Origin of the sequence: Vibrio sp. GLN_1 (assembly GCF_043106015.1) — a bacterium.
In the GTDB taxonomy this organism is placed as follows: Bacteria; Pseudomonadota; Gammaproteobacteria; order Enterobacterales; family Vibrionaceae; genus Vibrio; species Vibrio parahaemolyticus.
The window spans coordinates 230718-250177 of the sequence record NZ_JBICMD010000035.1; the positions used below are offsets into that span (position 1 = coordinate 230718).

Consider the following 19460-nt stretch of genomic DNA (forward strand, 5'->3'; position numbering starts at 1 on the left):
TACATTCAATGAGTTATTTAGCTTTAGCGCGAAAATGGCGTCCTAATAAGTTTGACCAAGTCGTAGGGCAAAAACATGTTCTAACGGCACTGGAAAACGCATTGGCGCAAAACCGTTTACATCATGCTTACCTATTCAGTGGGACGCGTGGTGTGGGTAAAACCAGTATCGGCCGTTTGTTTGCCAAAGGGTTGAACTGTGAGACTGGTATCACCGCCACCCCATGTGGTGAATGTGCTACCTGCCGAGAGATTGATGAAGGTCGCTTTGTTGACTTGCTTGAGATTGACGCGGCATCACGTACTAAAGTTGAAGATACTCGCGAACTGCTAGACAACGTTCAATACAAACCCGCTCGTGGACGTTTTAAAGTGTACCTCATCGATGAGGTGCACATGCTGTCGCGTCACTCTTTCAATGCGTTATTAAAAACCTTGGAAGAGCCGCCAGAGTATGTGAAGTTTTTGCTCGCAACAACCGATCCACAGAAGCTGCCAGTTACCATTTTATCTCGTTGTCTGCAGTTCCATCTCAAGCCAATCAGTGTTGATGATATTCATCAGCAACTTGACTACATTTTGGGTCAAGAGCAGGTTTCAGCAGAGTCCAAAGCGCTCGGTATGATCTCCCATGCCGCTGATGGGAGTATGCGTGATGCGCTGAGTTTGACCGACCAAGCGATTGCTTTAGGCAATGGTGCGGTGCAAACCGACATCGTTAGCCACATGCTGGGAACCATCGATACGGATCAAGCGATTCACTTGCTTGAGTCGATCAGCAGTAAACAACCTCAACAAGCCATGGATAAAATCCACCAATTGGCGGCGAATGGTGTTGAGTGGGACGGTTTATTGCAACAAATCGCGACGCAGTTACATCGCATCGCTATGTATCAAGCACTGCCTGCGTCACTAGACCGAGCACAGCCTGATGCAGAAAAAATCGAATTATTAAGTAAAGCGCTCAGCCCACAAGATGTGCAGCTTTACTATCAAATTGCGCTAAAAGGTCGTGAAGATCTGACGCTGTCTCCAAATGGCCGTGTTGGTATGGAGATGATCGTCTTGCGTATGTTGGCTTTTCGTCCATCAGCGAATAACGGGGCAAATATCGTTACCGCAGGATCTCAACCTCAGTTGAGTCAGACGCCAAATGCGAGTCTAACGAATTCAGCGTCAGCACATCAGGCTCCGGTAGCACAACAGCAGTCGCGCCCAAATCCAGTGCAAGCGCAACAATCTGTTTCGCAGCCCGTTCGTCCGTCAGTGAGTCAGCCTTCGTCAATGAATGAAGAGCCACAATATCAGCCAGATTATCAGACTGGTGGTTATGATATGTCGCCTCCTCAGTACGACATGGCTCCGCCAATGAGCGAAAACCCAGCGCCAGAGGTTCAACCTCAGCAAGAAAGCGCGCCTGCACCATCAAGAATGGGTGCGGCAGGCTTACGCCATCAGTTACGTTCACAGCGTAAGCAGGGCTTACAGCAAAACACAACGCAAAATGGTGGCACAAAAAAGCCTAAAGCGGCACCTGCAAAACCAGAATCGGTCATCGACCGAGTAGCGCAATTGCATGGCAATTCTGCGCAGGTGTCGCCAAACTCAACGCCAAAGCCTACTGAACCAGAAGTTGAAGAAGCGTATCGCTGGCGTCCAAGTAAGCCTGTTGAGACGAAAGTTAATACCAAGCTGACACCTACGCAGCTCAAGCAAGCGCTTGAGCATGAAAAAACACCAGAAATGGCACAAAAGCTGATTGATGAGTCACTTGAACAAAACGAGTGGGCGAAAATGATCAGTTTAATGAACCTGCCTAAGCTGGTGGAACAACTTGCGCTAAACTCTCACTATAGTAAAGAAGGCTCGACCGTTTCTTTACAGTTGAGAAGCAGCCAAGCACACTTAAATACAGATAGAGCTCAAAGTGAGCTGCTTAACGCACTAAACACTGTTTTAGGTGAAGAGTGTCACTTGAGTATCGAAGTAGGAGAGAGTGGCGAAACACCACTTGAACTGAGAGACAGACTCTATCAAGAGAAATTACAACAAGCGCTGAATAGCTTGGAGAACGACCCGAATGTCGACTTTATCGAGCGTCGTTTTGCTGCAGAGCTTGATAAAGATAGTGTGCGCCCTATCTAACTAACAAACGGAATGGGGTTGAAAACGTCAAGTGAGAACCCCATTAACTGATGCAACACCCAATTAAACCAGAGAGATAAACATGTTTGGTAAAGGCGGTATGGGCAACCTAATGAAGCAAGCCCAGCAAATGCAAGAGCGCATGCAAAAGCTTCAAGAAGAAATCGCGAATATGGAAGTAACTGGCGAGTCTGGTGCTGGTCTAGTTAAAGTAACAATCACTGGTAGCCACAGTGTGCGTCGTGTTGACATCGATGAAAGCTTGATGGAAGACGACAAAGAAATGCTTGAAGATCTTATCGCTGCGGCATTCAACGATGCAGCACGTCGCGTTGAAGAAACTCAAAAAGAGAAAATGGCTTCTGTAACTGGCGGTATGCAACTACCACCAGGTATGAAAATGCCATTCTAATCTGCTGACATCTAATTAAGCGGATTTTCAATGCGTACCAGTCATATGCTGGAACAATTGATGGAGGCCTTACGTTGTCTACCTGGGGTAGGTCCCAAGTCGGCGCAACGTATGGCCTTTCATTTGTTACAGCGTGATAGAAAAGGCGGTCTGCAACTGGCAGATGCGCTGAGTCAGTCAATGACCGAAATTGGTCACTGTGCTGAATGTCGAACTTTTACTGAAGAAGAAGTTTGCCACATTTGTACTAACCCAAAACGCCAAGAAAACGGCCAAATTTGTGTAGTAGAAAGCCCGGCAGATATCGCAGCAGTTGAAGCGACGGGTCAATACTCCGGTCGATACTTTGTGCTTATGGGGCATTTGTCTCCGCTTGATGGCATCGGTCCAAGTGATATTGGTTTAGACGTGCTTGATTATCGTCTACGTCGAGGTGATATTTCTGAAGTGATCCTTGCAACCAACCCAACGGTTGAGGGAGAAGCTACTGCTCACTATATTGCGGAGTTGTGCAGAGAGCACCAAGTCGAAGCTAGCCGTATCGCGCACGGTGTGCCTGTAGGTGGGGAGCTTGAGCTTGTAGATGGCACGACCTTGTCACACTCATTATTGGGCCGACATAAGATTTAATAAAAGCCGCTGAATTCAGCGGCTTTTTTGATCTTGGGAGTTGGGAACGATTAATCGTTCGATTCTTTACCAAGCAGGTTTTTGTAGATAACCGCACCAAGTACGCCACCCACAATAGGCGCAACCCAGAACAACCATAACTGAGAAACTGCCCAGTCACCTACATACATTGCGACTGCTGTACTACGAGCTGGGTTTACTGAGGTATTAGTCACAGGAATGCTGATCAGGTGAATAAGAGTCAGACACAAACCAATTGCAATAGGCGCAAAACCTTGAGGTGCACGTTTGTCTGTCGCCCCCATGATAACGATAAGGAACATCATCGTCATCACGATTTCAGAAACTAACGCAGCAAGCATTGAGTACTGACCTGGTGAGTGTTCACCATAACCGTTGGCGGCAAAGCCAGAACCAACAACATCAAATCCAGCTTGTCCTGTCGCGATGACATAAAGAATACCACCAGCGATCAGCCCGCCGATCACTTGTGCGATGATGTAAGGCGCAACGTCTTTTGTATCAAAACGACCGCCAGCCCAAAGGCCAACCGTCACTGCAGGGTTCAAATGGCAACCTGAAATATGACCGATTGCAAATGCCATGGTTAAAACGGTTAAACCAAAGGCCAGAGCGACACCCAGCAGACCAATACCAACATCTGGAAAACCTGCAGCCAACACTGCGCTGCCGCAGCCGCCCAATACTAGCCAGAACGTACCAAAAGCCTCAGCCAAATACTTGTTCATGTTATTTCCTAATTTCTAATTAAATGACCCGCTGAACATAGTCGAGAATTGTCAATAAAGTGTGAGGGAGATCGCGTAAAAACTGCAAATAGGACGGTATGTGGCAAGAGTTCTCAAGGATGAGATAAAAGCAGGGAGAAGAGAGGCTGAATCTTCAGTTTGCCTTGGCCATCACTAACTGAGTAACAGCCAAGGCAACGTAGGTTTTAACTAAATGCGACGAAAGGCGATACGCACAGCAAAATACCAGTAGCAATAATCAAGTAAAGCGACGCGCCTTTGTATTTGTGTAAAGAAGGCACTTGATAGACAAGGTAAGCTGGAATCAAACAGCCAATCAAACCAAAGATAGGGCTACATACTGATGTGAAGCTCAGAACTGGTAGATTCAATACAATTGCACCCCACGCCATGAGAATCGCAAAGAGAATGATTCCTTTGGTGACCAAGTCTTTATTGATCTTCTCTTCAGGCATGACCTTTTTTAGAGCCAGCATCGCTAGACCTTGGCAAGAATCGCGGAAACCCAAGTACACACCAAAAAACGCAGTCATTACTGAGAAAATATTCAGCATTAAACTCATTAGTTTTAGCGTCGTGCCGTCCATACCTTGCGCAACCATCGCAAGAGCAGAGATGTTCTCTTCTGCTGCTTTAACCGCTTGTTCATGTGACATCGCAAGCGTAAAGGAAATCGCATAGAAGAAGACCGTCACAAACAAGATACCGAAAGCAATTTTCATTGCGCGCATGGCTTTGAAGCGAGCAACCTCAATTGATTTTTCTTTTGAGCGGTATGAGATCACCATTGGGCTCAAGCTTTGAATAAAGAGAATAGACGTTAGAGTAAACGGCAGTAGCTCAATTGCATCTTTCAAACCAGCGCCTGTTTCTGGAATCGCACCGACATTCGCTACATCCCATTTTTCGATCATCATGACGCCAAGTAATGCAACGGTACAAAGTTTAATCAGCACAAGACCAGTACTGACCTTAAACAAAATCTTTTCGCCACGAGATGCAATAGCGACCAGCGCGCACACTAAAGCCAGACCATATAGCGGGTTTTCAGACAGTAAACCTTCCGTGATGCCAAAACTATGTAGGAAAGATGCCGAGTCATTGTTGATGGCTGTTGAGTAAACAAAGACCCAAATCACCAACATGATGAAGTAGAGCACACCTAATAACGCCCCCCATTTGTTACCAAGGTAACCGGAAATGACGCCAGCGTAATCTTGGCACTTTGGTGAACTTGAGAGAGTGTTGATGAAAAGGCGTTGGAACAAGTACATCGCTGGGTAGCCGATCACGGCAGAGGCCAAGAATACCCAAAGGCCCAATACGCCTACTTTTACTGGTAAAAAGACAATACCGGCACCGATTGCCATGCCGATACTCATGATCACCCATCCCCAGTCTGTGCTATCAAACTTGGTCGCGGCTTTCCACTCGTCTAAGGCCATGCCTGCTTTTACGTGCGGTGGCTCTTTACCGATAGGTAAGGTTTGTGTAGGTGCTGTCACGCTCATTTTATTGTTTCTCTTGTTAGTATGAATTTTTCTCAAATTTAATTGAGAAAACATATATCACCAATTTTTTTGTGGAAAATTCAGATAAATTTGAGATCTTGGCAAAAAAGTTCAAATAAATTGGATTTTTTAACGAATTTTGTGATCTGTTCTAGTTGTTTGATTCATATTTAATTGAAAAAATAACGCTAATACGGAAGTTAAATTAGAAACTTCTTAATAAAAAATAAAATTTATGTGAGGATTTAAAAATGAAAGAATTGATTTCATCTGAACACGCGCCTGCTGCTATCGGACCTTATTCACATGGCACTAGCTATGGCGATTTGATTTTTACATCAGGTCAATTACCCGTTGATAAGGCAACAGGAAAAGTAGTTGAAGGCGGCATCAGTGCACAAAGTCATCAATCTCTTACTAACTTGAAGCACGTTTTAGAGGCTGGTGGTGGCAGTGTCGATACTGTTTTAAAAACAACGTGTTACCTATCGAATATTAATGACTTTGCCGAGTTTAACAAGGTCTACGCAGAGTTTTTCCAACAAGATTGTCCGGCACGCAGTTGCTTCGCAGTGAAAGATTTGCCTCTTGGCGTGTTAATTGAAGTCGAAGCGATTGCTCATAAAAAGTAATACGGAGAACAGAGCATGAACCAGCAATGGACACAATATATCCAAATCATTAAGCAAGTTGTGAAACCTGCATTAGGATGTACAGAACCCATTGCTGCTGCGTACGCGGCAGCAGTTGCTAGAAAAGAGTTAGGCACATCCGATATTGATGCGATAGAGGTGCGTGTTTCAGACAACCTATTTAAAAACTCGATGGGTGTTTTCGTACCCGGAACGGGCAAGATAGGCCTCAAAATTGCCGCCTCAGTTGGTGCATTAGCCGGTGACCCAACAGCAGAACTGGAAGTGTTGGCTCGGATTAATGAGCAGGATGTCGCTGCTGCGCAACAATTGATAGATGAAGAGCGGGTAACTGTAGCGCGCATGGATACGCAAGAATTCATTTATTGCAGCGTAATGCTCACTTCTGGTGACGATGTTGTTTCGGTCACGATCAGTGGCGGTCACACCAACATTATCCAGATCATGCGCAATGGCGACGTGATTTTTGATGCTCCACCGCAGCAACGCGTTGCAACCGCTTCTGTTTGTGAAGGTGTGGATATTTCGATCAAACAAATCTATGAGTTTGCCACTCAAGCGCCTTTTGAAGAGATCAAATTCATTCTCCAAGCTGCAGAGCTCAATACCTTGCTGGCTCAAGAAGGTATCGACCGAGGTTACGGCCTAGAAATTGGACGCACGCTAAAAGGCAACATCGAGCAAGGCTTATTGGGCAATGACTTAATGAGTCGTATACAGATGATGACATCCGCGGCGTCTGATGCTCGCATGGGAGGGGCGACGTTGCCAGCCATGAGCAATTTCGGCAGTGGGAACCAAGGTATTGCCGCTACAATGCCAGTTGTAGTTGCGGCAGAAGCATTCCAAAACGACGAAGAACAGCTGGCTCGCGCGTTGATCATGAGTCATTTAGGGGCTATTTACATCAAATCTTATTACCCACCGTTATCCGCATTTTGTGGCAACACTGTAACCAGTGCGGCGGCATCTATGGCGCTGGTATATTTAGCTGGTGGTACATTCGAGCAATCATGCTACGCCATTCAAAACGTCATCAGCGACAGTTCAGGTATGGTGTGCGATGGTGCGAAGTCCTCTTGTGCGATGAAAGTGTGTACTTCGTCGACAACGGCGGTGCGCTCATATTTGATGGCGATGGGTAACCACAGTGTTAAGAATCAAGGTATAGTAGGCGAAGAAGTTGAGCAAACGATAAGAAATGTTGGCTCAATGGTTCGTTTCGGTATGCCGTATACTGACAAATCTATTATCGATATTATGTCGGCCTAACCTCCAGTTTTTGCTAAGGGAAGTAACATTGCTACTAAAGAAACTCACCAAGAGTGATCTCGATATTTTGAACTCTATGAAAAACGTCGTGGATGGCATTGCACGTATGTATGGTGAACACACTGAAGTGGTTCTCCACAGCTTAGATGCCGAAGCGCCGGAAATCATCAAAATCGCAAACGGGCACGTGACGGAACGCAGTGAAGGTGCTCCAATTACCAACTTAGCGAGAATGAAGTTAAGAGAGGGCAAGGACGTTTCTGATTCGTACCTGACGAAAACATCGAACGGAAAGACCTTGCACTCCATTACGACAATTGTCAGAAATCCAAAAAACAAACCGATTGGTTTGCTGTGTATCAACGTGGATATGGATGCTCCGATGCAGGCATTTTTAAAGGCAATGCTGCCTCAGCAACACACCGAGTGTTGTGTTGGTGGTGCTCGCTCACCAGAAACGTTTGCGCGTAATATTGATGAAACCATCATCAGTACGATAGAAACCGTGCAAACAGAAGTGTGGGAAAATGAAGCCATTGCGCCTTCTAAACGCAACCGTGAACTGGTGACGCGACTGCATGGCCTAGGCATTTTTAAATACAAAGACGCTGTTTTAATGGTTGCAAACCATCTTGGTATATCGCGCGATACCATCTACTTGTATTTGCGAGAGCTTGGGAACGACTAAACGGGTGCTCTGAATAGATTAAGTAAGTTGCTCTAGCTCAGTGATGTTGTCGAGCGCTTCTTGGTTGGTTTTGCCACACACAACCGGACACGGCTTAAAATCGTGACAAACTTTAGGGCGCTCAGGCTTACCAAACAGCTTACACAAATTGTCATCGTTGAGTTGCACGCAACGAACACCTGCTGGTTTGCCCATGGGCATTCCAGGTATCGGTGAAGAGATACTTGGCGCAATACAGCAAGCTCCGCATCCTAATCGACAATCCATAATGTAAACCTCTTAAAAATTGAGGGGGCAATTATGGTCATTTTGACGTGGATTGGAAGAGTCGCTTAAGAAAAAATAAAAAGGAGCACCCAATAGAGTGCTCCTTTTTGCTTTTAAACCGTTGTGATCATCTCAAGAAGCGATTGTAAACAAACAGCAGAATAAACGCGCCCAGCGTTGCGGTAATGATGCTGCCGATGTTTACACCTGTCGCGCCACCAAATCCAAGAATGCCGCCAAGGAAACCACCAACAAAGGCACCGGCAATCCCGAGCAACATGGTTGCGATCCAGCCTCCACCATCTTTTCCTGGCATCAACCATTTCGCTAAGGCCCCGGCGATCAAGCCCAAAATAATCCAAGAAATGATACCCATGAAAACTCCTTAATTCCTTCGTGATCAATGAAATAATGCGAACTCGTATAAGGATAGAACAGTTAATTGAAAATGGTTGAATATCGTATTAGATACTTGATGCCGATTGGAGATCGTCTCAAAACTTGAACTTTTGCGGCGAGAAGAGTATAAATCGGCCCCTAATTCCCTTGGTGAGACCTGAAGTATGAGCACTCCATTTTGGCAAAGTAAATCGTTAGAACACATGAGCGAAGAGGAATGGGAATCTCTTTGTGATGGGTGTGGCAAGTGTTGTCTACACAAGCTAATGGATGAAGATACCGATGAAATCTACTACACCAATGTGGCGTGTAGCTGGCTGAACAGCAAAACATGTTCATGTAAGGACTACCCAAATCGCTTTACCTCTGGCGAAGAGTGCACCAAGCTGACACGCGAAGACATCGACGATTTCACTTGGTTACCGCACACGTGTGCTTACCGTCTGTTAGCCGAAAATCAGCCATTACCAGAATGGCACCCGTTGATTACGGGCTCGAAATCCGCAATGCACGCGGCGGGCGAAAGTGTCCGCAACAAAGTGGTGTACGAAATTGATGTGGTGGATTGGGAAGACCACATTTTGAATCACCCAAATCGCCCATAGCCAAATTGAAACAAGCCTTTTACCAACAGTGAAAGGCTTGTTTGCTTTTAGGGTCAATAAAAGACCGGATTCTCATAAGTGATGACAAAACGACGGTCATTGTTGAACTCTGACGCTTAATTAACTAAATGCTGCTCGGTTTGCAATTTAGTGATGTAAACTTAGGGTATATCATTTCAAGGCTTTACATTCCGATTCTTGATCGCTCCGATCGGGATTCGTTTCCTACGAGGTAAAAATGACGTTTCATTTCCCCCTGAAAAATCGCCAGACACCTTGGGTAGCGATATTCGCTTTATTCATCACGATGATGACCCCTATTTTTGTGCAAGCCACAGAAAGCACAGAGCCTCCTATTATCTCTGAAGCAGAAGCTTCTATAGATAGCTTGAACATCGACATTGTCGATTTATCGCAAAGCCTATCTCAAACGGCAGGTGACGAGCGTGATGCGCTTCAGCTACAACTTTTCCAAAAAAATGAAGAGTTGAGAAATCAATTAGCGTCCGCGATTGAGCGTGAGTCCATCCCTCGTGACAAGCTGATTAAGCTCGTCAAAACGCAGGAAAAGTATTCAAAAGACGCGACCGATTATCTGACGACCAAAACCAAAGAAGTCATTGAAGAGTTAAACAAAGCGAAAGACGAAGAAAAGCTCGCGCTTATTAACGACTACCGCGAGCTTCAACATTACTTGGATGTGAGCTTTGATTCGAGCTGGCAGAATTTGGCATGGCTCAAGCAATTAGGCGTTCAAAATGAGCGTGCGGAAGCGGAATTGCAAGACAAGCTAGATAAGCGCATGCGTTTGTTATCGGCATCGATGGCGTATCTGCGTCAACAAGCAGAAATCATTGGTACGCAGCTTTCATCCAGCCCTGAATCAGAAAAAGCGTCTTTGCAACTTAGCCAACTGATCGTGAAGCAGAGACTGAATATCGCAACGGAAAGTTTGCGTAACCTGATGTCGATCGGCGACAAAATGGGTATTGAGACGTCGGAGTACAAGCGTCAGATCTTTGAAATCACAGGCAGCATCACGCACGACTTGCTAGACACCAAAGTGGTGTGGTCCATCATCAGCCACTGGTCAAACTCCGCGGTGGATTGGTTTGCGGAAAACGCACCACAGCATATCTTCCAGCTATTCGTGTTCGCGCTGATCTTATTGATTGCTCGTGCACTGGCTAAACTCACGCGCAAAGTGGTGAGCAAAGCGGTGTCTTCTAAGAACTTGAAACTTTCCCACCTAATGCAGGACTTCTTTATCTCCATGTCCGGTAAAGTGGTGTGGGTGATTGGTATTATGGTTGGCCTGTCGCAGATTGGCTTGAACTTAGCGCCAATCCTGACTGGTTTCGGTATTGCCGGTGTGATCATTGGTTTCGCGTTGCAAGATACGTTGTCGAACTTCGCAGCGGGTATGATGCTTTTGATTTACCGTCCGTTTGATGTGGGTGATTTTGTCTACGCCGGTGGTGTGGATGGCAAGGTAAGTCACATGAGCTTAGTGAACACCACGATTCGCACCTTCGATAACCAGATCATCATTGTGCCGAACAGTAAGATTTGGGGAGATGTGATCAAGAACGTGACCCATGAGCGTATTCGCCGTGTGGATATGGTGTTTGGTATTGGCTACGCAGACGATTTATTGAAAGCGGAATCGGTACTAACGGATATCGTGACTTCACACCCTGCGGTACTTCGCGCGCCTGAGCCAATGATTAAAGTGCACACTTTGAATACTTCGTCGGTAGATTTCATCGTTCGCCCTTGGGTAAAAACGGATGACTACTGGGAGGTATATTGGGATGTAACGAAAGAAGTGAAGTTACGCTTTGATCGCGAAGGCATTTCGATTCCTTTCCCACAACAAGATGTGCATTTGCACATGGTGGAGAAAAAAGACGCGTAATCGCGTGTTATCCAAATACGAAAAGGCACTCGATAAAGAGTGCCTTTTTATTTGCGGTAAGTTTTGTGTCTTACAGTTCGTTAAAGAACGCTAACTTCGGTTCGCATTCAAGCAAGTTTTCAATCTGGTTGATCAAACGTGCAAAGTGCTCAGTTTTACCGTGAAATTCGAACGCTTCTTGGTCTTTAAATTGCTCTTGAAAAACGAAGTGGCTCGCGTTGTCTTTATCTTGGAACAACTGATAACGAACACAACCGTCTTCATTGCGAGTTGGCTCAAGCGCTTGAGTTAGCACTTCTTTCAGTTGTTGTTCTTTCCCCAGTTGTGCGTGAAAGGTAGCAGTCAAGTGAATCATAATTTTTACTCTTTTTTAATTATCGGTTTTAATTGTCGGTTTTAGTTATAGGTAGCGTCCCTGTCGTTGCAGGAACTCAATTTTGTAACCGTCAGGATCGGTGACAAAAAAGAAGGTCGCTAGGTGTTTTTGCTGGTGGTCAAACGCTTTGATGTCACCTGCTTCAATACCTAGAGATTTAATTCGTTTGTGAGCTTGTTCGATGTCGTCCACGCTAACGGCAAGGTGGCCGTAACCAGAACCGTGAGTATAAGGTTCGCTTTGGTCGTGGTTGTGGGTAAGTTCTAATTCAAAGCCTGTTTCTTCATTTGCTAGATAGGTTAGGGAGAAACCATCAAAAACGTATTGGTCTTTGATCTCTAGCTCAAGTGCGTCGCGGTAAAATTGTAGGGAACGGTCCAGATCGCGTACTCGGATCATGGTGTGTATCATTTTTGTCATGAGTACTCCTTAATTGTCCGCATAGGTTAGCGAGTACAAAAGGAGTTTGGGTAGTACTAGAGTACGACAAATAAGAATAAGCTCAATAGCTTACGATTGAGGCGTAAAGCCTCATCGATGCCATTGAATATTTTGGTAAGAATAGTTAGGTGTTAAGCGTTAAGTTGGGCAAGAGCTTGATGGAGTGTGTTTTCCGGTTGGCGAGCATACGTGAGACATGCGCAGCGCAGTAAGGATGCAAAGTTGTTCACTTCACCATTGTATTCCAGTGCTTCTTGATACACCGTGCTGATAAACTTTGGAACCGTCATGTCTTGCGCACTGGCAATTTCTTCAAGAATCGTCCAAAAACTCGACTCTAATTTTACGCTGGTGGCATGGCCGTCAATGCGGATGGAACGAGTGATAAACTGATAATTATCCTGTGGTTGTTTAGCAAATATTTCGCACATGGTATTCGTAGATATGATTTAAGACGTGCAAATATTGAGTATTGTTGCTTAAAACGTCAACTGTTTTTGCGGATAAAAAAACGCTCTCGTGAGAGAGCGTTGGAACATCACAAGACGTGAAGTAAGTGCAAGATGATTATTTGATTTGTTGCTTTAGGAACTCACCAAGCTCGGAGTGGTGCATGATTTTTGAAACTGGAAGAATGGTTTCTGCAGGTCCCCAAGCGAATACGTTCACTGGTGTATGAGTGTGCGTGCCTGTTCCCCATACCGTGTTTTGTTTGGTCGCTTGTTCGCGAGCGAGCAAGTTACCGCGGTCGTTGTATGGGAAGAACGCATCAAAGTCGTTAATTGTTGGTACCGTTTCTACTTCTAGGTATGAGTGGCCAGCAACTCGGTATGGGTTTGGTTTGCTTGCTAGTACATGAGCGGCTTGCTCAGGTGTGATAGAAAAATCGCTGTTGGCATTCACCACTTCAGCTAGCTTTTCTGGTGTTTGCTGTGCTTTATCTAGCGCTTCAAACTCGCTGATCATGCCGTAGTAGCTTTTCTTCTGGTTGTATAAACCATCTAGGATTTCAAACTTACCGAAGTTGAAGTTTGGCGCGTAATCACGTTTTTCAAAGGCTTCACCTTTGCGTTTTTCTGGTTTAGGTAGATTTGCTGATGAGTAGCTAAAGCCAAAAGAACCTGTTTCGTGGTCTGCGGTAACAATGATAAGTGTGTCGTCACGACCTTTCGCCCACTCGTAAACAGAGTTCACCGCTTCGTCGAACTTAATCAACTCATGTAGCATGGTACCAGCATCGTTACTGTGGCCAGCCCAGTCGATTTGACCACCTTCAACCATCAAGAAGAAGCCGTCTTTGTCTTTAGAAAGAACATCAAGCGCTTTGACCGTCATTTCTTTCAACGATGGTTGTGTGCGTTTTGGATCGTTTTTGCTGTTACTGTAAGCAATACCATCATTCATACCTGAGTAAGCGAATAGGCCAAGTAGTTTGTCGCCTTTTGCTTGTGTCAACATGTCTCGGCTGAAAGCTAGGCTGTAGCCTTGGTCTTGCGCTTCGGTAAGCAGATTGCGTTCGTCTTTACGCTTAGATTTTAGGTAAACACTGCCTTGCGTAAGTTTTTCTAGCGCTTGGTAAGTTTCACCTTTGTCGTTAGTCGATTTTGGAATCCAGTGACGAAGACCACCGGATAATAACACGTCGACACCGCTTTCTAGCATATCGGAAGCGATGTTGTTTTCTAGCGAGCGATGAGGTTGATGCGCAGCAAACGCGGCTGGTGTTGCGTGCGTCATGCGCGTATCTGAAACAAGACCCGTTGCTTTGCCTTTGCTTTTGGCTTTTTCCAAAATGGTCTCAACGTGATTGCCTTGGCTGTCAATACCAATCACTTCTGATGCGGTTGGGATACCTGTTGCGAGCATTGTTGCCGAACATGCAGAGTCGACAACGATTGCATCTTCTGGGTTCGTTAAAGATGAGCCAATCACACCTTCTTGCGCTAACTTGTAGAGCGCGGTGGTTTGGCCTTTGTAAATCGAGTTTGGTGCGTGGTTCGCGTAGGTTTCTAGCAAGCCGACTTGCTGAGGACCCATACCATCACCAATCATCAGAATAACGTTTTTGATTTCAGCGGATAGCGCATTGAATGAAAGTGTAGATGCAGCCACTGCAGTAATAATCGGAGAAACTAAACGCTTCATTATATTTTCCTTGTTTATTGAAAGCGCAGAAATTAAAGCAGCGGTTTATGACGCTTTTGTGGCGGTAATAAAAGATTCACGGCATTGTCATTTTGGGTTGCTAGCCAACTCGGTCGCAGATGTTGGGGTATAAAAAAGCCCACAGAAGTGGGCTTGGATTACGCTTAGGAGTTGAAAGCATGGACTAAAGTCATCCATTTAGTGCCTTCATAAGAAACCTGATTGAGGGAGCAATAAACGAGTGAATGCAGTAAGAACCATGCCTTATAGATGAAAGATTCATCCATGTTGTATGATGGCTTGTTCTTAAGCGAAAGGAATTATGGTCTGCTTTTCAGTACGGATTCAAACACGGTTTGTTATCGTGTCGAGTAGGAATTTTGCGGCTAGAAGAGAGCTAAAATGATACCACCAACAGTGAGCGCCGCGGAAAGATACTGCCCTGCAGAATATGAGCCGTCTTCCTCTTCTTCAATCTTGTCGGGATGATCCATGCCAAGGGCACCGTGAGTGAAAGATTCAACTTTTTCACCCATTGTTTTGTTTTCTGCTTCTACCTTTTTACTCTCATGGTCAATTTGCTGCAACGCCGCTAGCAGTGCCTTACCTTCCGTAGAAAGTGTCACTTTGTTTTGCTCAACTTTGAGTGGCGCGGCAACCGTATCAACGTGATTGTCTTGATTTTGTGCCACTACTGCCGGTTGCTTAGCATAAGAGTTTACTGGGTTGCTTCCTACTGGATTCATCGAATACTCCTTGGAACATCGACACTCTTTCACTGAGTGCGGGTAAAAAGCAGTTATCTCTATATCGACGGCATAGGGTATTTCTTGAATCAATTTGTACCAATTTGACGCAGATATTCTGAATCAAAAGTTGGAACTCATGATAGGAGAAAACGGGCCTGTTTTTGCCGCCAAGATTGTTTCTTAAATAGCAAAGCAAAAAACAGACCGTACAAGTAGATTAAAATGTAGGATAGGCCACGTTATTTACATTGAAGATCGTCATTACGTGTAGATAGGTGCTTATACGCGGCCATTCGGTTCACGTTTTGAACGAAGCGAACCGGCGGTTCGAGTACTTCTAACTGATAATCTGGGCTGTTTGTACTGATTTCCGACGTTGGATTAACCACCACCACTTTAAGTTCAGGGTTGCGTTGTAAAATGGATGCTGCGGTACCTAAACCTGCTTCTGTATGAAATTTCCCCGCGACATGAACAACTTGAGCATTTGGGTTTTGAGCGAGGTATTTCACAATCGACTCCGCCATGGTTTCGTCCCACGTTACTTGTGCGGCGTATTGCTTTTCAGTTTGCTCTGGCTTGCCATGATGCATGGATGCCATGAACTTTTCTTTATATGGACTGTTCGCGGTATTGACGTTTTCAGCCACAAAGCTGCGCTCTTCATCATCTAATTTATTCAGGTAATCAACACCTTGACGACCAATACAGCGGACGATGTATTTGGGTGCATTTGCGGCGATAACAGGTAAGTTGGCTTGCTTGGCGAACTCAACGAGTGGGCGGTAATCGCTTTCATAGTTGGGCCACGCATTGCTTTGAGACATGAAGTATTGTTCACCGATTTCGCCTTTTAGATAAGCGTCTAGCACCGATTGCTTGTCACGCGTGACTTGCTCCATAGATAGGGCAATACGGCGTTCGCCAGAAGAAAGCTGCCTCAGTAGATCGGTTTGGAAGCGATGAATACCAGCATGAGTGTGCCACTCTCCAACCAAGATCACGTCAGCGTTTTTTAACTCATCTGGCAGGTTCTGCAAAGCAAGGGCGTTGCCAGAAGGAGAATGCAGTTGGTAATCGTAAAAGGTGGTGACGTCTGTTGAAGAAAGGGCCGATGTGGTTGGCGTGGTAGAAACACACCCTGAAAGTACGCTTGCAAATGCAAGGCCTAAAATAGAAAAGCGCATTGAAAAGCCTCCAAAAATGTCCGAGTGATATTAATGGAGGCTGAGCAATGAATCAATATAAATGAGAATGATTTTCGTTATTCTCTATTGATTCTCTTGTTGAACTGGCTTCTTGCGGTAAACGCGTAGCATGAAGTCGGCCTCACACTGGAAAAGTGTAGCGGACTTTAGCTCTTCACGAAGTTCATCCGTCGCCTTCCAAGCAAATGGAGTCATTTGCAACAAATCAAATGCAACACCATTTTCTAAGTCCATGGTGTAGTTCAGCTTTTGTTGGTGCTCTAGCTCAAAGCCTTCAATGTTCTCTGGTTCTTCATTGTGTAAGCGAACTTCTTGATAGATGCGTTCGCGGAACTGGTAAAGGTGACGACCTGCGGGCGTTACCGTGATCACTACGCCGTTGTCTTTGATGACGCGTTGCAACTCTTCTGCTTTACATGGTGCATAAATACGCAAAATCGCATCCAGTGATTGATCTGCAAACGGCAAGCGATGGCTAGACGCTACACTAAATTGGCAGTTTGGGTAGCGCTTAGAAGCGTAACGAATGGCCACTTTAGAAATATCCAAACCAAAAACAGTGGCTTGTGGATCTTGTTCGAAGAGTGATTGCTGCACTTGATCGGTGTAATAACCTTCACCACAACCGATATCCAGTAATTGGTGTGTCGTACCTTCTGTGTATTTCGCACATAGTCGAGCCACTTCTTGACGCATTGGATCGTAGTGGTTTCCTTCGAGAAAACGGCGGCGAGCTTGCATCATTTCTTTGTTGTCACCTGGATCTTTCGAACGTTTGTGGTGTGCTGGCATCAGATTCACATAACCTTCTTTTGCTAGGTCGAACTGATGATTGTTTTTACACTTAAACGTCTTTTCAGTCAGCGAAAGTGGTTGGTGACATAGAGGGCATTGATAGTTCATGACGATCTCGAACAGAAAGTAGGGCGGCAAATTCTATCAAAAAGCGTGGCTTTAAGTGAAACAAAAAGAGCCGAGATCTTCGGCTCTTTAGGTTCTTGAGCACCTCTTACACGTTTTGAACAATGATAAGCGGAGAAGGGCTGGGGATTAATGGAAGAAGTCCACTTGCTCCTTTAAATTTCTCGCTTGTTGCTGTAACTCGATCGCACTTTGTGATGTTTTCGCGCTGGTGTTACGGCTCTCTCGGTTTAGCTCACTGATTGAATGCGCGTTGGCTGCAATTTCTTGTGAAACTTGAGCTTGTTCTTCCGAGGTCGCGGCAATGGCATCAGCTTGAGAGGCGATAGATTGTACCTGAACGGCAATCGCTTCGAGTGCGGTGCCTGCGTCTTGCGCTTTGTCTAGCACCTGATTCGCACTGCGTTGGCTGTCAGTCATCATGGTTACGGCATTTTGTGTTGAGCCTTTTAGCTTCTCGATAATCCCAACTACGTCTTGCACTGAGCTTTGCGTACGGTGCGCTAATGTACGAACTTCATCCGCGACCACAGCAAACCCACGGCCTTGCTCACCGGCACGTGCCGCTTCAATTGCTGCGTTGAGAGCGAGTAGGTTGGTCTGCTCGGCAATTTCGTCGATCATTCTTGTGACGGTTTGGATACTTTCACTGTCACGGTTGACTTGTTCGATGGCTTCGGCTGATTGATCCAATTGATCATTCAACTGCGCCACGTCGACACATACGCCTTCAACAATCGTCAAACCAGATTGGCTATCTAAGTTCGCAGAGCGGACATTTTCAGCAATGCTTTCTACTTGCTGAGCCACCGATTGAGCGGAAGAGGCCATCTCTTCGATCGCTGTTACGACTTGCTCAACTTCTTCTTGCTGACGATCCGCTTGGGTTAAGTTGCTATGAGCATCGCTTGCTACACTGGTCGAGTTACTTTCGACTAAATCGCTGGTAGAACGAATCTGGCCAACTAACTCATTCAATTGATTTGCCATGCTTGCAACGCCGTTATTCAAATTCACAATCTCATTTTTAGAACGTTTACGAGACGACGGAATTTGTAAGCTGACTTCACCATTAGCTAGGCGCGTCATGTAAGAGTTCAACACCGTTAGAGGCTGTAAGCTGCGATTTAAGAACAGAGTGAGCACAACAAAAGTGATGCTCGCTGCTACCGAAGAAATGATGGCTATCAGTTTAAGTAGCGTGTCGCTGCCTTTGGTCACTTCTTTGATGAATGTACCGCCCAGTAGTTTCCAGTTCCAGCCGGGTACTTCGGTGAACACTAAGTATTTTTCACCGACGGTTGATCCGTATTGGAATGGGTAGCGGATCAGACCACTCTTTTGTTCGAAAATCTTATGGAAAGGCTTGTTACCATCGTAATCACGAACTTCTACGATTGAAGGATCGGTAGCGCTCTTAGTCGGGTGGAGTAAGTACTTACCAAGATTGTTTTTGTCGTTATCGACAATGATGGTGTAGCCTGTGTCGCCCCACTTAATCTCTTCTAGTGCATCAAAAAGAGTTTGTGTGGCTTGGTCTACTGGCAAACCGATAAATGACAAGCCAGATACGTTACCGTTAGCGTCTTTGATTGGCGCGTAATAGGTAATGTAGCGTTCGCCATATAGTTTGATTTGCGCGTAGTAAGGTTTTCCGCTCTTTAAGAGTTGGTAACCAGGATGGTTGCGTCCAAGAGTCGTGCCTACTGCACGCTTACCTTGTGGATCTTTTAATGATGTTGAAACGCGAATGAAGTCATCACCAAGTGGTGCAAATAACGTTGCGATTGCTCCGGTATCACGTGTGAAGCTGTCGACCAGCTTTGTGTCGTTAATCAAACTTTCGCTGTATTGCGTGATATTTGGTACTTCATGACCCATGAAGTCTACCGTGTAGTTTTCTACATAAACGCCTGCAAGGTAACCATTGCGAAAAGTTGATTCGAGTACTTGAGCAGTATGAAGGTAAGCATCGAACTGACCGGCAATGGTTTTTGCCATCGACTCGACTTTGGATTGATGTTCTCTCAACGTACTTTCTAGCAGCACGCCAGATGCGTTTCGATAAACGAGCGCAGCAATGCTGGAAAAGGCAATTACTAGGCACAAAGTGATGACTAGCTTTAGTTGAAAGCCAACACTTTGATTTCTGTACTTTTCTAACATGGAATGTCTTCCTGATATATTTATAACTTATGAGTTTTGTATCGGCATGCTATCGGTTTATATGAATAATTTTTTTGATATCTATTAATTAAATTGTCAAAAAACTCAGATAACCAATGGGTTAGTTAGAAAGTGACCGAGGAAGAACGGAAATGATTTCAAAAAAAAGGCCGGATGAGCCGGCC

Annotated in this window: 20 protein-coding genes; 8 read left to right on the top strand and 12 right to left on the bottom strand. The window is 45.3% G+C overall.

The genetic code is table 11. The features are described from left to right. The first annotated feature begins 8 nt into the window (after window positions 1–8). From dnaX to recR, 3 genes are all read left to right on the top strand, one after another. Window positions 9–2144, top strand: coding sequence for a DNA polymerase III subunit gamma/tau (dnaX, locus tag ACF8OV_RS16180; protein WP_258496601.1), 2136 nt, complete (start codon window positions 9–11; stop codon window positions 2142–2144). 82 nt (window positions 2145–2226) lie between these two features. Further along, entirely contained in the window at window positions 2227–2556 is a 330-nt protein-coding gene (locus ACF8OV_RS16185; RefSeq protein ID WP_005460082.1) for a YbaB/EbfC family nucleoid-associated protein, read from the top strand. 30 nt (window positions 2557–2586) lie between these two features. Next, the gene (gene recR / locus ACF8OV_RS16190; RefSeq protein ID WP_005460088.1) at window positions 2587–3186 is read left to right on the top strand and encodes a recombination mediator RecR; all 600 of its coding nucleotides are present in this window, start codon (window positions 2587–2589) and stop codon (window positions 3184–3186) included. A 50-nt stretch (window positions 3187–3236) separates the two neighbouring features. Here recR and aqpZ read toward each other — a convergent pair whose 3' ends face one another. Then, on the bottom strand, window positions 3237–3935 hold the full coding sequence (gene aqpZ / locus ACF8OV_RS16195) for an aquaporin Z (protein WP_005460095.1): 699 nt from the start codon (window positions 3933–3935) through the stop codon (window positions 3237–3239). Between the two features lie 206 nt (window positions 3936–4141). Further along, window positions 4142–5401 (bottom strand): amino acid permease, encoded by a 1260-nt coding sequence (locus tag ACF8OV_RS16200; protein WP_005494432.1) that lies wholly within the window; start codon window positions 5399–5401, stop codon window positions 4142–4144. Window positions 5402–5718: 317 nt separating this feature from the next. Here ACF8OV_RS16200 and ACF8OV_RS16205 point away from each other — a divergent pair, with 317 nt between their 5' ends. From ACF8OV_RS16205 to ACF8OV_RS16215, 3 genes are read left to right on the top strand one after another with little or no spacing between them, the layout of a single operon-like run. Beyond that, window positions 5719–6099 (top strand): RidA family protein, encoded by a 381-nt coding sequence (locus ACF8OV_RS16205; protein ID WP_005479566.1) that lies wholly within the window; start codon window positions 5719–5721, stop codon window positions 6097–6099. Between the two features lie 15 nt (window positions 6100–6114). Further along, the gene (locus ACF8OV_RS16210; RefSeq protein ID WP_140083502.1) at window positions 6115–7392 is read left to right on the top strand and encodes a serine dehydratase subunit alpha family protein; all 1278 of its coding nucleotides are present in this window, start codon (window positions 6115–6117) and stop codon (window positions 7390–7392) included. Between the two features lie 28 nt (window positions 7393–7420). Continuing rightward, entirely contained in the window at window positions 7421–8080 is a 660-nt protein-coding gene (locus ACF8OV_RS16215) for a transcriptional regulator (RefSeq protein ID WP_005397228.1), read from the top strand. Window positions 8081–8098: 18 nt separating this feature from the next. Here the strand turns inward: ACF8OV_RS16215 and ACF8OV_RS16220 are convergent, their stop codons facing one another. Together ACF8OV_RS16220 and ACF8OV_RS16225 are read right to left on the bottom strand one after the other, a co-directional pair. After that, the gene (locus ACF8OV_RS16220) at window positions 8099–8347 is read right to left on the bottom strand and encodes a YkgJ family cysteine cluster protein (RefSeq protein ID WP_017447809.1); all 249 of its coding nucleotides are present in this window, start codon (window positions 8345–8347) and stop codon (window positions 8099–8101) included. Between the two features lie 127 nt (window positions 8348–8474). Then, the gene (locus ACF8OV_RS16225; protein ID WP_005397239.1) at window positions 8475–8723 is read right to left on the bottom strand and encodes a GlsB/YeaQ/YmgE family stress response membrane protein; all 249 of its coding nucleotides are present in this window, start codon (window positions 8721–8723) and stop codon (window positions 8475–8477) included. Between the two features lie 187 nt (window positions 8724–8910). Here ACF8OV_RS16225 and ACF8OV_RS16230 point away from each other — a divergent pair, with 187 nt between their 5' ends. Further along, the gene (locus tag ACF8OV_RS16230; protein WP_005460092.1) at window positions 8911–9351 is read left to right on the top strand and encodes a YcgN family cysteine cluster protein; all 441 of its coding nucleotides are present in this window, start codon (window positions 8911–8913) and stop codon (window positions 9349–9351) included. A gap of 238 nt (window positions 9352–9589) precedes the next feature. Continuing rightward, entirely contained in the window at window positions 9590–11269 is a 1680-nt protein-coding gene (locus tag ACF8OV_RS16235) for a mechanosensitive ion channel family protein (protein ID WP_005479510.1), read from the top strand. Window positions 11270–11339: 70 nt separating this feature from the next. Here the strand turns inward: ACF8OV_RS16235 and ACF8OV_RS16240 are convergent, their stop codons facing one another. From ACF8OV_RS16240 to ACF8OV_RS16275, 8 genes are all read right to left on the bottom strand, one after another. Continuing rightward, a complete protein-coding gene (locus ACF8OV_RS16240) occupies window positions 11340–11624 on the bottom strand; it encodes a putative quinol monooxygenase (RefSeq protein WP_193277538.1) in 285 nt (94 codons plus the stop codon). A 45-nt stretch (window positions 11625–11669) separates the two neighbouring features. After that, entirely contained in the window at window positions 11670–12065 is a 396-nt protein-coding gene (locus ACF8OV_RS16245) for a VOC family protein (RefSeq protein WP_005460098.1), read from the bottom strand. A gap of 152 nt (window positions 12066–12217) precedes the next feature. Further along, complete coding sequence (locus ACF8OV_RS16250) at window positions 12218–12517, bottom strand: ribbon-helix-helix domain-containing protein (protein ID WP_005460130.1); 300 nt, start codon at window positions 12515–12517, stop codon at window positions 12218–12220. Window positions 12518–12653: 136 nt separating this feature from the next. Further along, on the bottom strand, window positions 12654–14231 hold the full coding sequence (locus ACF8OV_RS16255) for an alkaline phosphatase (RefSeq protein WP_023623268.1): 1578 nt from the start codon (window positions 14229–14231) through the stop codon (window positions 12654–12656). A 386-nt stretch (window positions 14232–14617) separates the two neighbouring features. Beyond that, complete coding sequence (locus tag ACF8OV_RS16260) at window positions 14618–14977, bottom strand: hypothetical protein (RefSeq protein WP_274056046.1); 360 nt, start codon at window positions 14975–14977, stop codon at window positions 14618–14620. A gap of 242 nt (window positions 14978–15219) precedes the next feature. Continuing rightward, on the bottom strand, window positions 15220–16167 hold the full coding sequence (locus tag ACF8OV_RS16265; RefSeq protein WP_317675847.1) for a ChaN family lipoprotein: 948 nt from the start codon (window positions 16165–16167) through the stop codon (window positions 15220–15222). A gap of 84 nt (window positions 16168–16251) precedes the next feature. Beyond that, the gene (gene rlmA / locus ACF8OV_RS16270; protein ID WP_203504817.1) at window positions 16252–17091 is read right to left on the bottom strand and encodes a 23S rRNA (guanine(745)-N(1))-methyltransferase; all 840 of its coding nucleotides are present in this window, start codon (window positions 17089–17091) and stop codon (window positions 16252–16254) included. Window positions 17092–17238: 147 nt separating this feature from the next. Next, the gene (locus tag ACF8OV_RS16275; protein ID WP_020838684.1) at window positions 17239–19275 is read right to left on the bottom strand and encodes a methyl-accepting chemotaxis protein; all 2037 of its coding nucleotides are present in this window, start codon (window positions 19273–19275) and stop codon (window positions 17239–17241) included. Between the last annotated feature and the right edge of the window lie 185 nt (window positions 19276–19460).

Bases quoted from the DNA above. Each gene is read 5' to 3' on its own strand.
- dnaX (WP_258496601.1), top strand. From the start codon at position 9: ATGAGTTATTTAGCTTTAGCGCGAAAATGGCGTCCTAATAAGTTTGAC.
- ACF8OV_RS16185 (WP_005460082.1), top strand. From the start codon at position 2,227: ATGTTTGGTAAAGGCGGTATGGGCAACCTAATGAAGCAAGCCCAGCAA.
- recR (WP_005460088.1), top strand. From the start codon at position 2,587: ATGCGTACCAGTCATATGCTGGAACAATTGATGGAGGCCTTACGTTGT.
- aqpZ (WP_005460095.1), bottom strand. From the start codon at position 3,935: ATGAACAAGTATTTGGCTGAGGCTTTTGGTACGTTCTGGCTAGTATTG.
- ACF8OV_RS16200 (WP_005494432.1), bottom strand. From the start codon at position 5,401: ATGGCCTTAGACGAGTGGAAAGCCGCGACCAAGTTTGATAGCACAGAC.
- ACF8OV_RS16205 (WP_005479566.1), top strand. From the start codon at position 5,719: ATGAAAGAATTGATTTCATCTGAACACGCGCCTGCTGCTATCGGACCT.
- ACF8OV_RS16210 (WP_140083502.1), top strand. From the start codon at position 6,115: ATGAACCAGCAATGGACACAATATATCCAAATCATTAAGCAAGTTGTG.
- ACF8OV_RS16220 (WP_017447809.1), bottom strand. From the start codon at position 8,347: ATGGATTGTCGATTAGGATGCGGAGCTTGCTGTATTGCGCCAAGTATC.
- ACF8OV_RS16225 (WP_005397239.1), bottom strand. From the start codon at position 8,723: ATGGGTATCATTTCTTGGATTATTTTGGGCTTGATCGCCGGGGCCTTA.
- ACF8OV_RS16230 (WP_005460092.1), top strand. From the start codon at position 8,911: ATGAGCACTCCATTTTGGCAAAGTAAATCGTTAGAACACATGAGCGAA.
- ACF8OV_RS16235 (WP_005479510.1), top strand. From the start codon at position 9,590: ATGACGTTTCATTTCCCCCTGAAAAATCGCCAGACACCTTGGGTAGCG.
- ACF8OV_RS16240 (WP_193277538.1), bottom strand. From the start codon at position 11,624: ATGATTCACTTGACTGCTACCTTTCACGCACAACTGGGGAAAGAACAA.
- ACF8OV_RS16245 (WP_005460098.1), bottom strand. From the start codon at position 12,065: ATGACAAAAATGATACACACCATGATCCGAGTACGCGATCTGGACCGT.
- ACF8OV_RS16250 (WP_005460130.1), bottom strand. From the start codon at position 12,517: ATGTGCGAAATATTTGCTAAACAACCACAGGATAATTATCAGTTTATC.
- ACF8OV_RS16255 (WP_023623268.1), bottom strand. From the start codon at position 14,231: ATGAAGCGTTTAGTTTCTCCGATTATTACTGCAGTGGCTGCATCTACA.
- ACF8OV_RS16260 (WP_274056046.1), bottom strand. From the start codon at position 14,977: ATGAATCCAGTAGGAAGCAACCCAGTAAACTCTTATGCTAAGCAACCG.
- ACF8OV_RS16265 (WP_317675847.1), bottom strand. From the start codon at position 16,167: ATGCGCTTTTCTATTTTAGGCCTTGCATTTGCAAGCGTACTTTCAGGG.
- rlmA (WP_203504817.1), bottom strand. From the start codon at position 17,091: ATGAACTATCAATGCCCTCTATGTCACCAACCACTTTCGCTGACTGAA.
- ACF8OV_RS16275 (WP_020838684.1), bottom strand. From the start codon at position 19,275: ATGTTAGAAAAGTACAGAAATCAAAGTGTTGGCTTTCAACTAAAGCTA.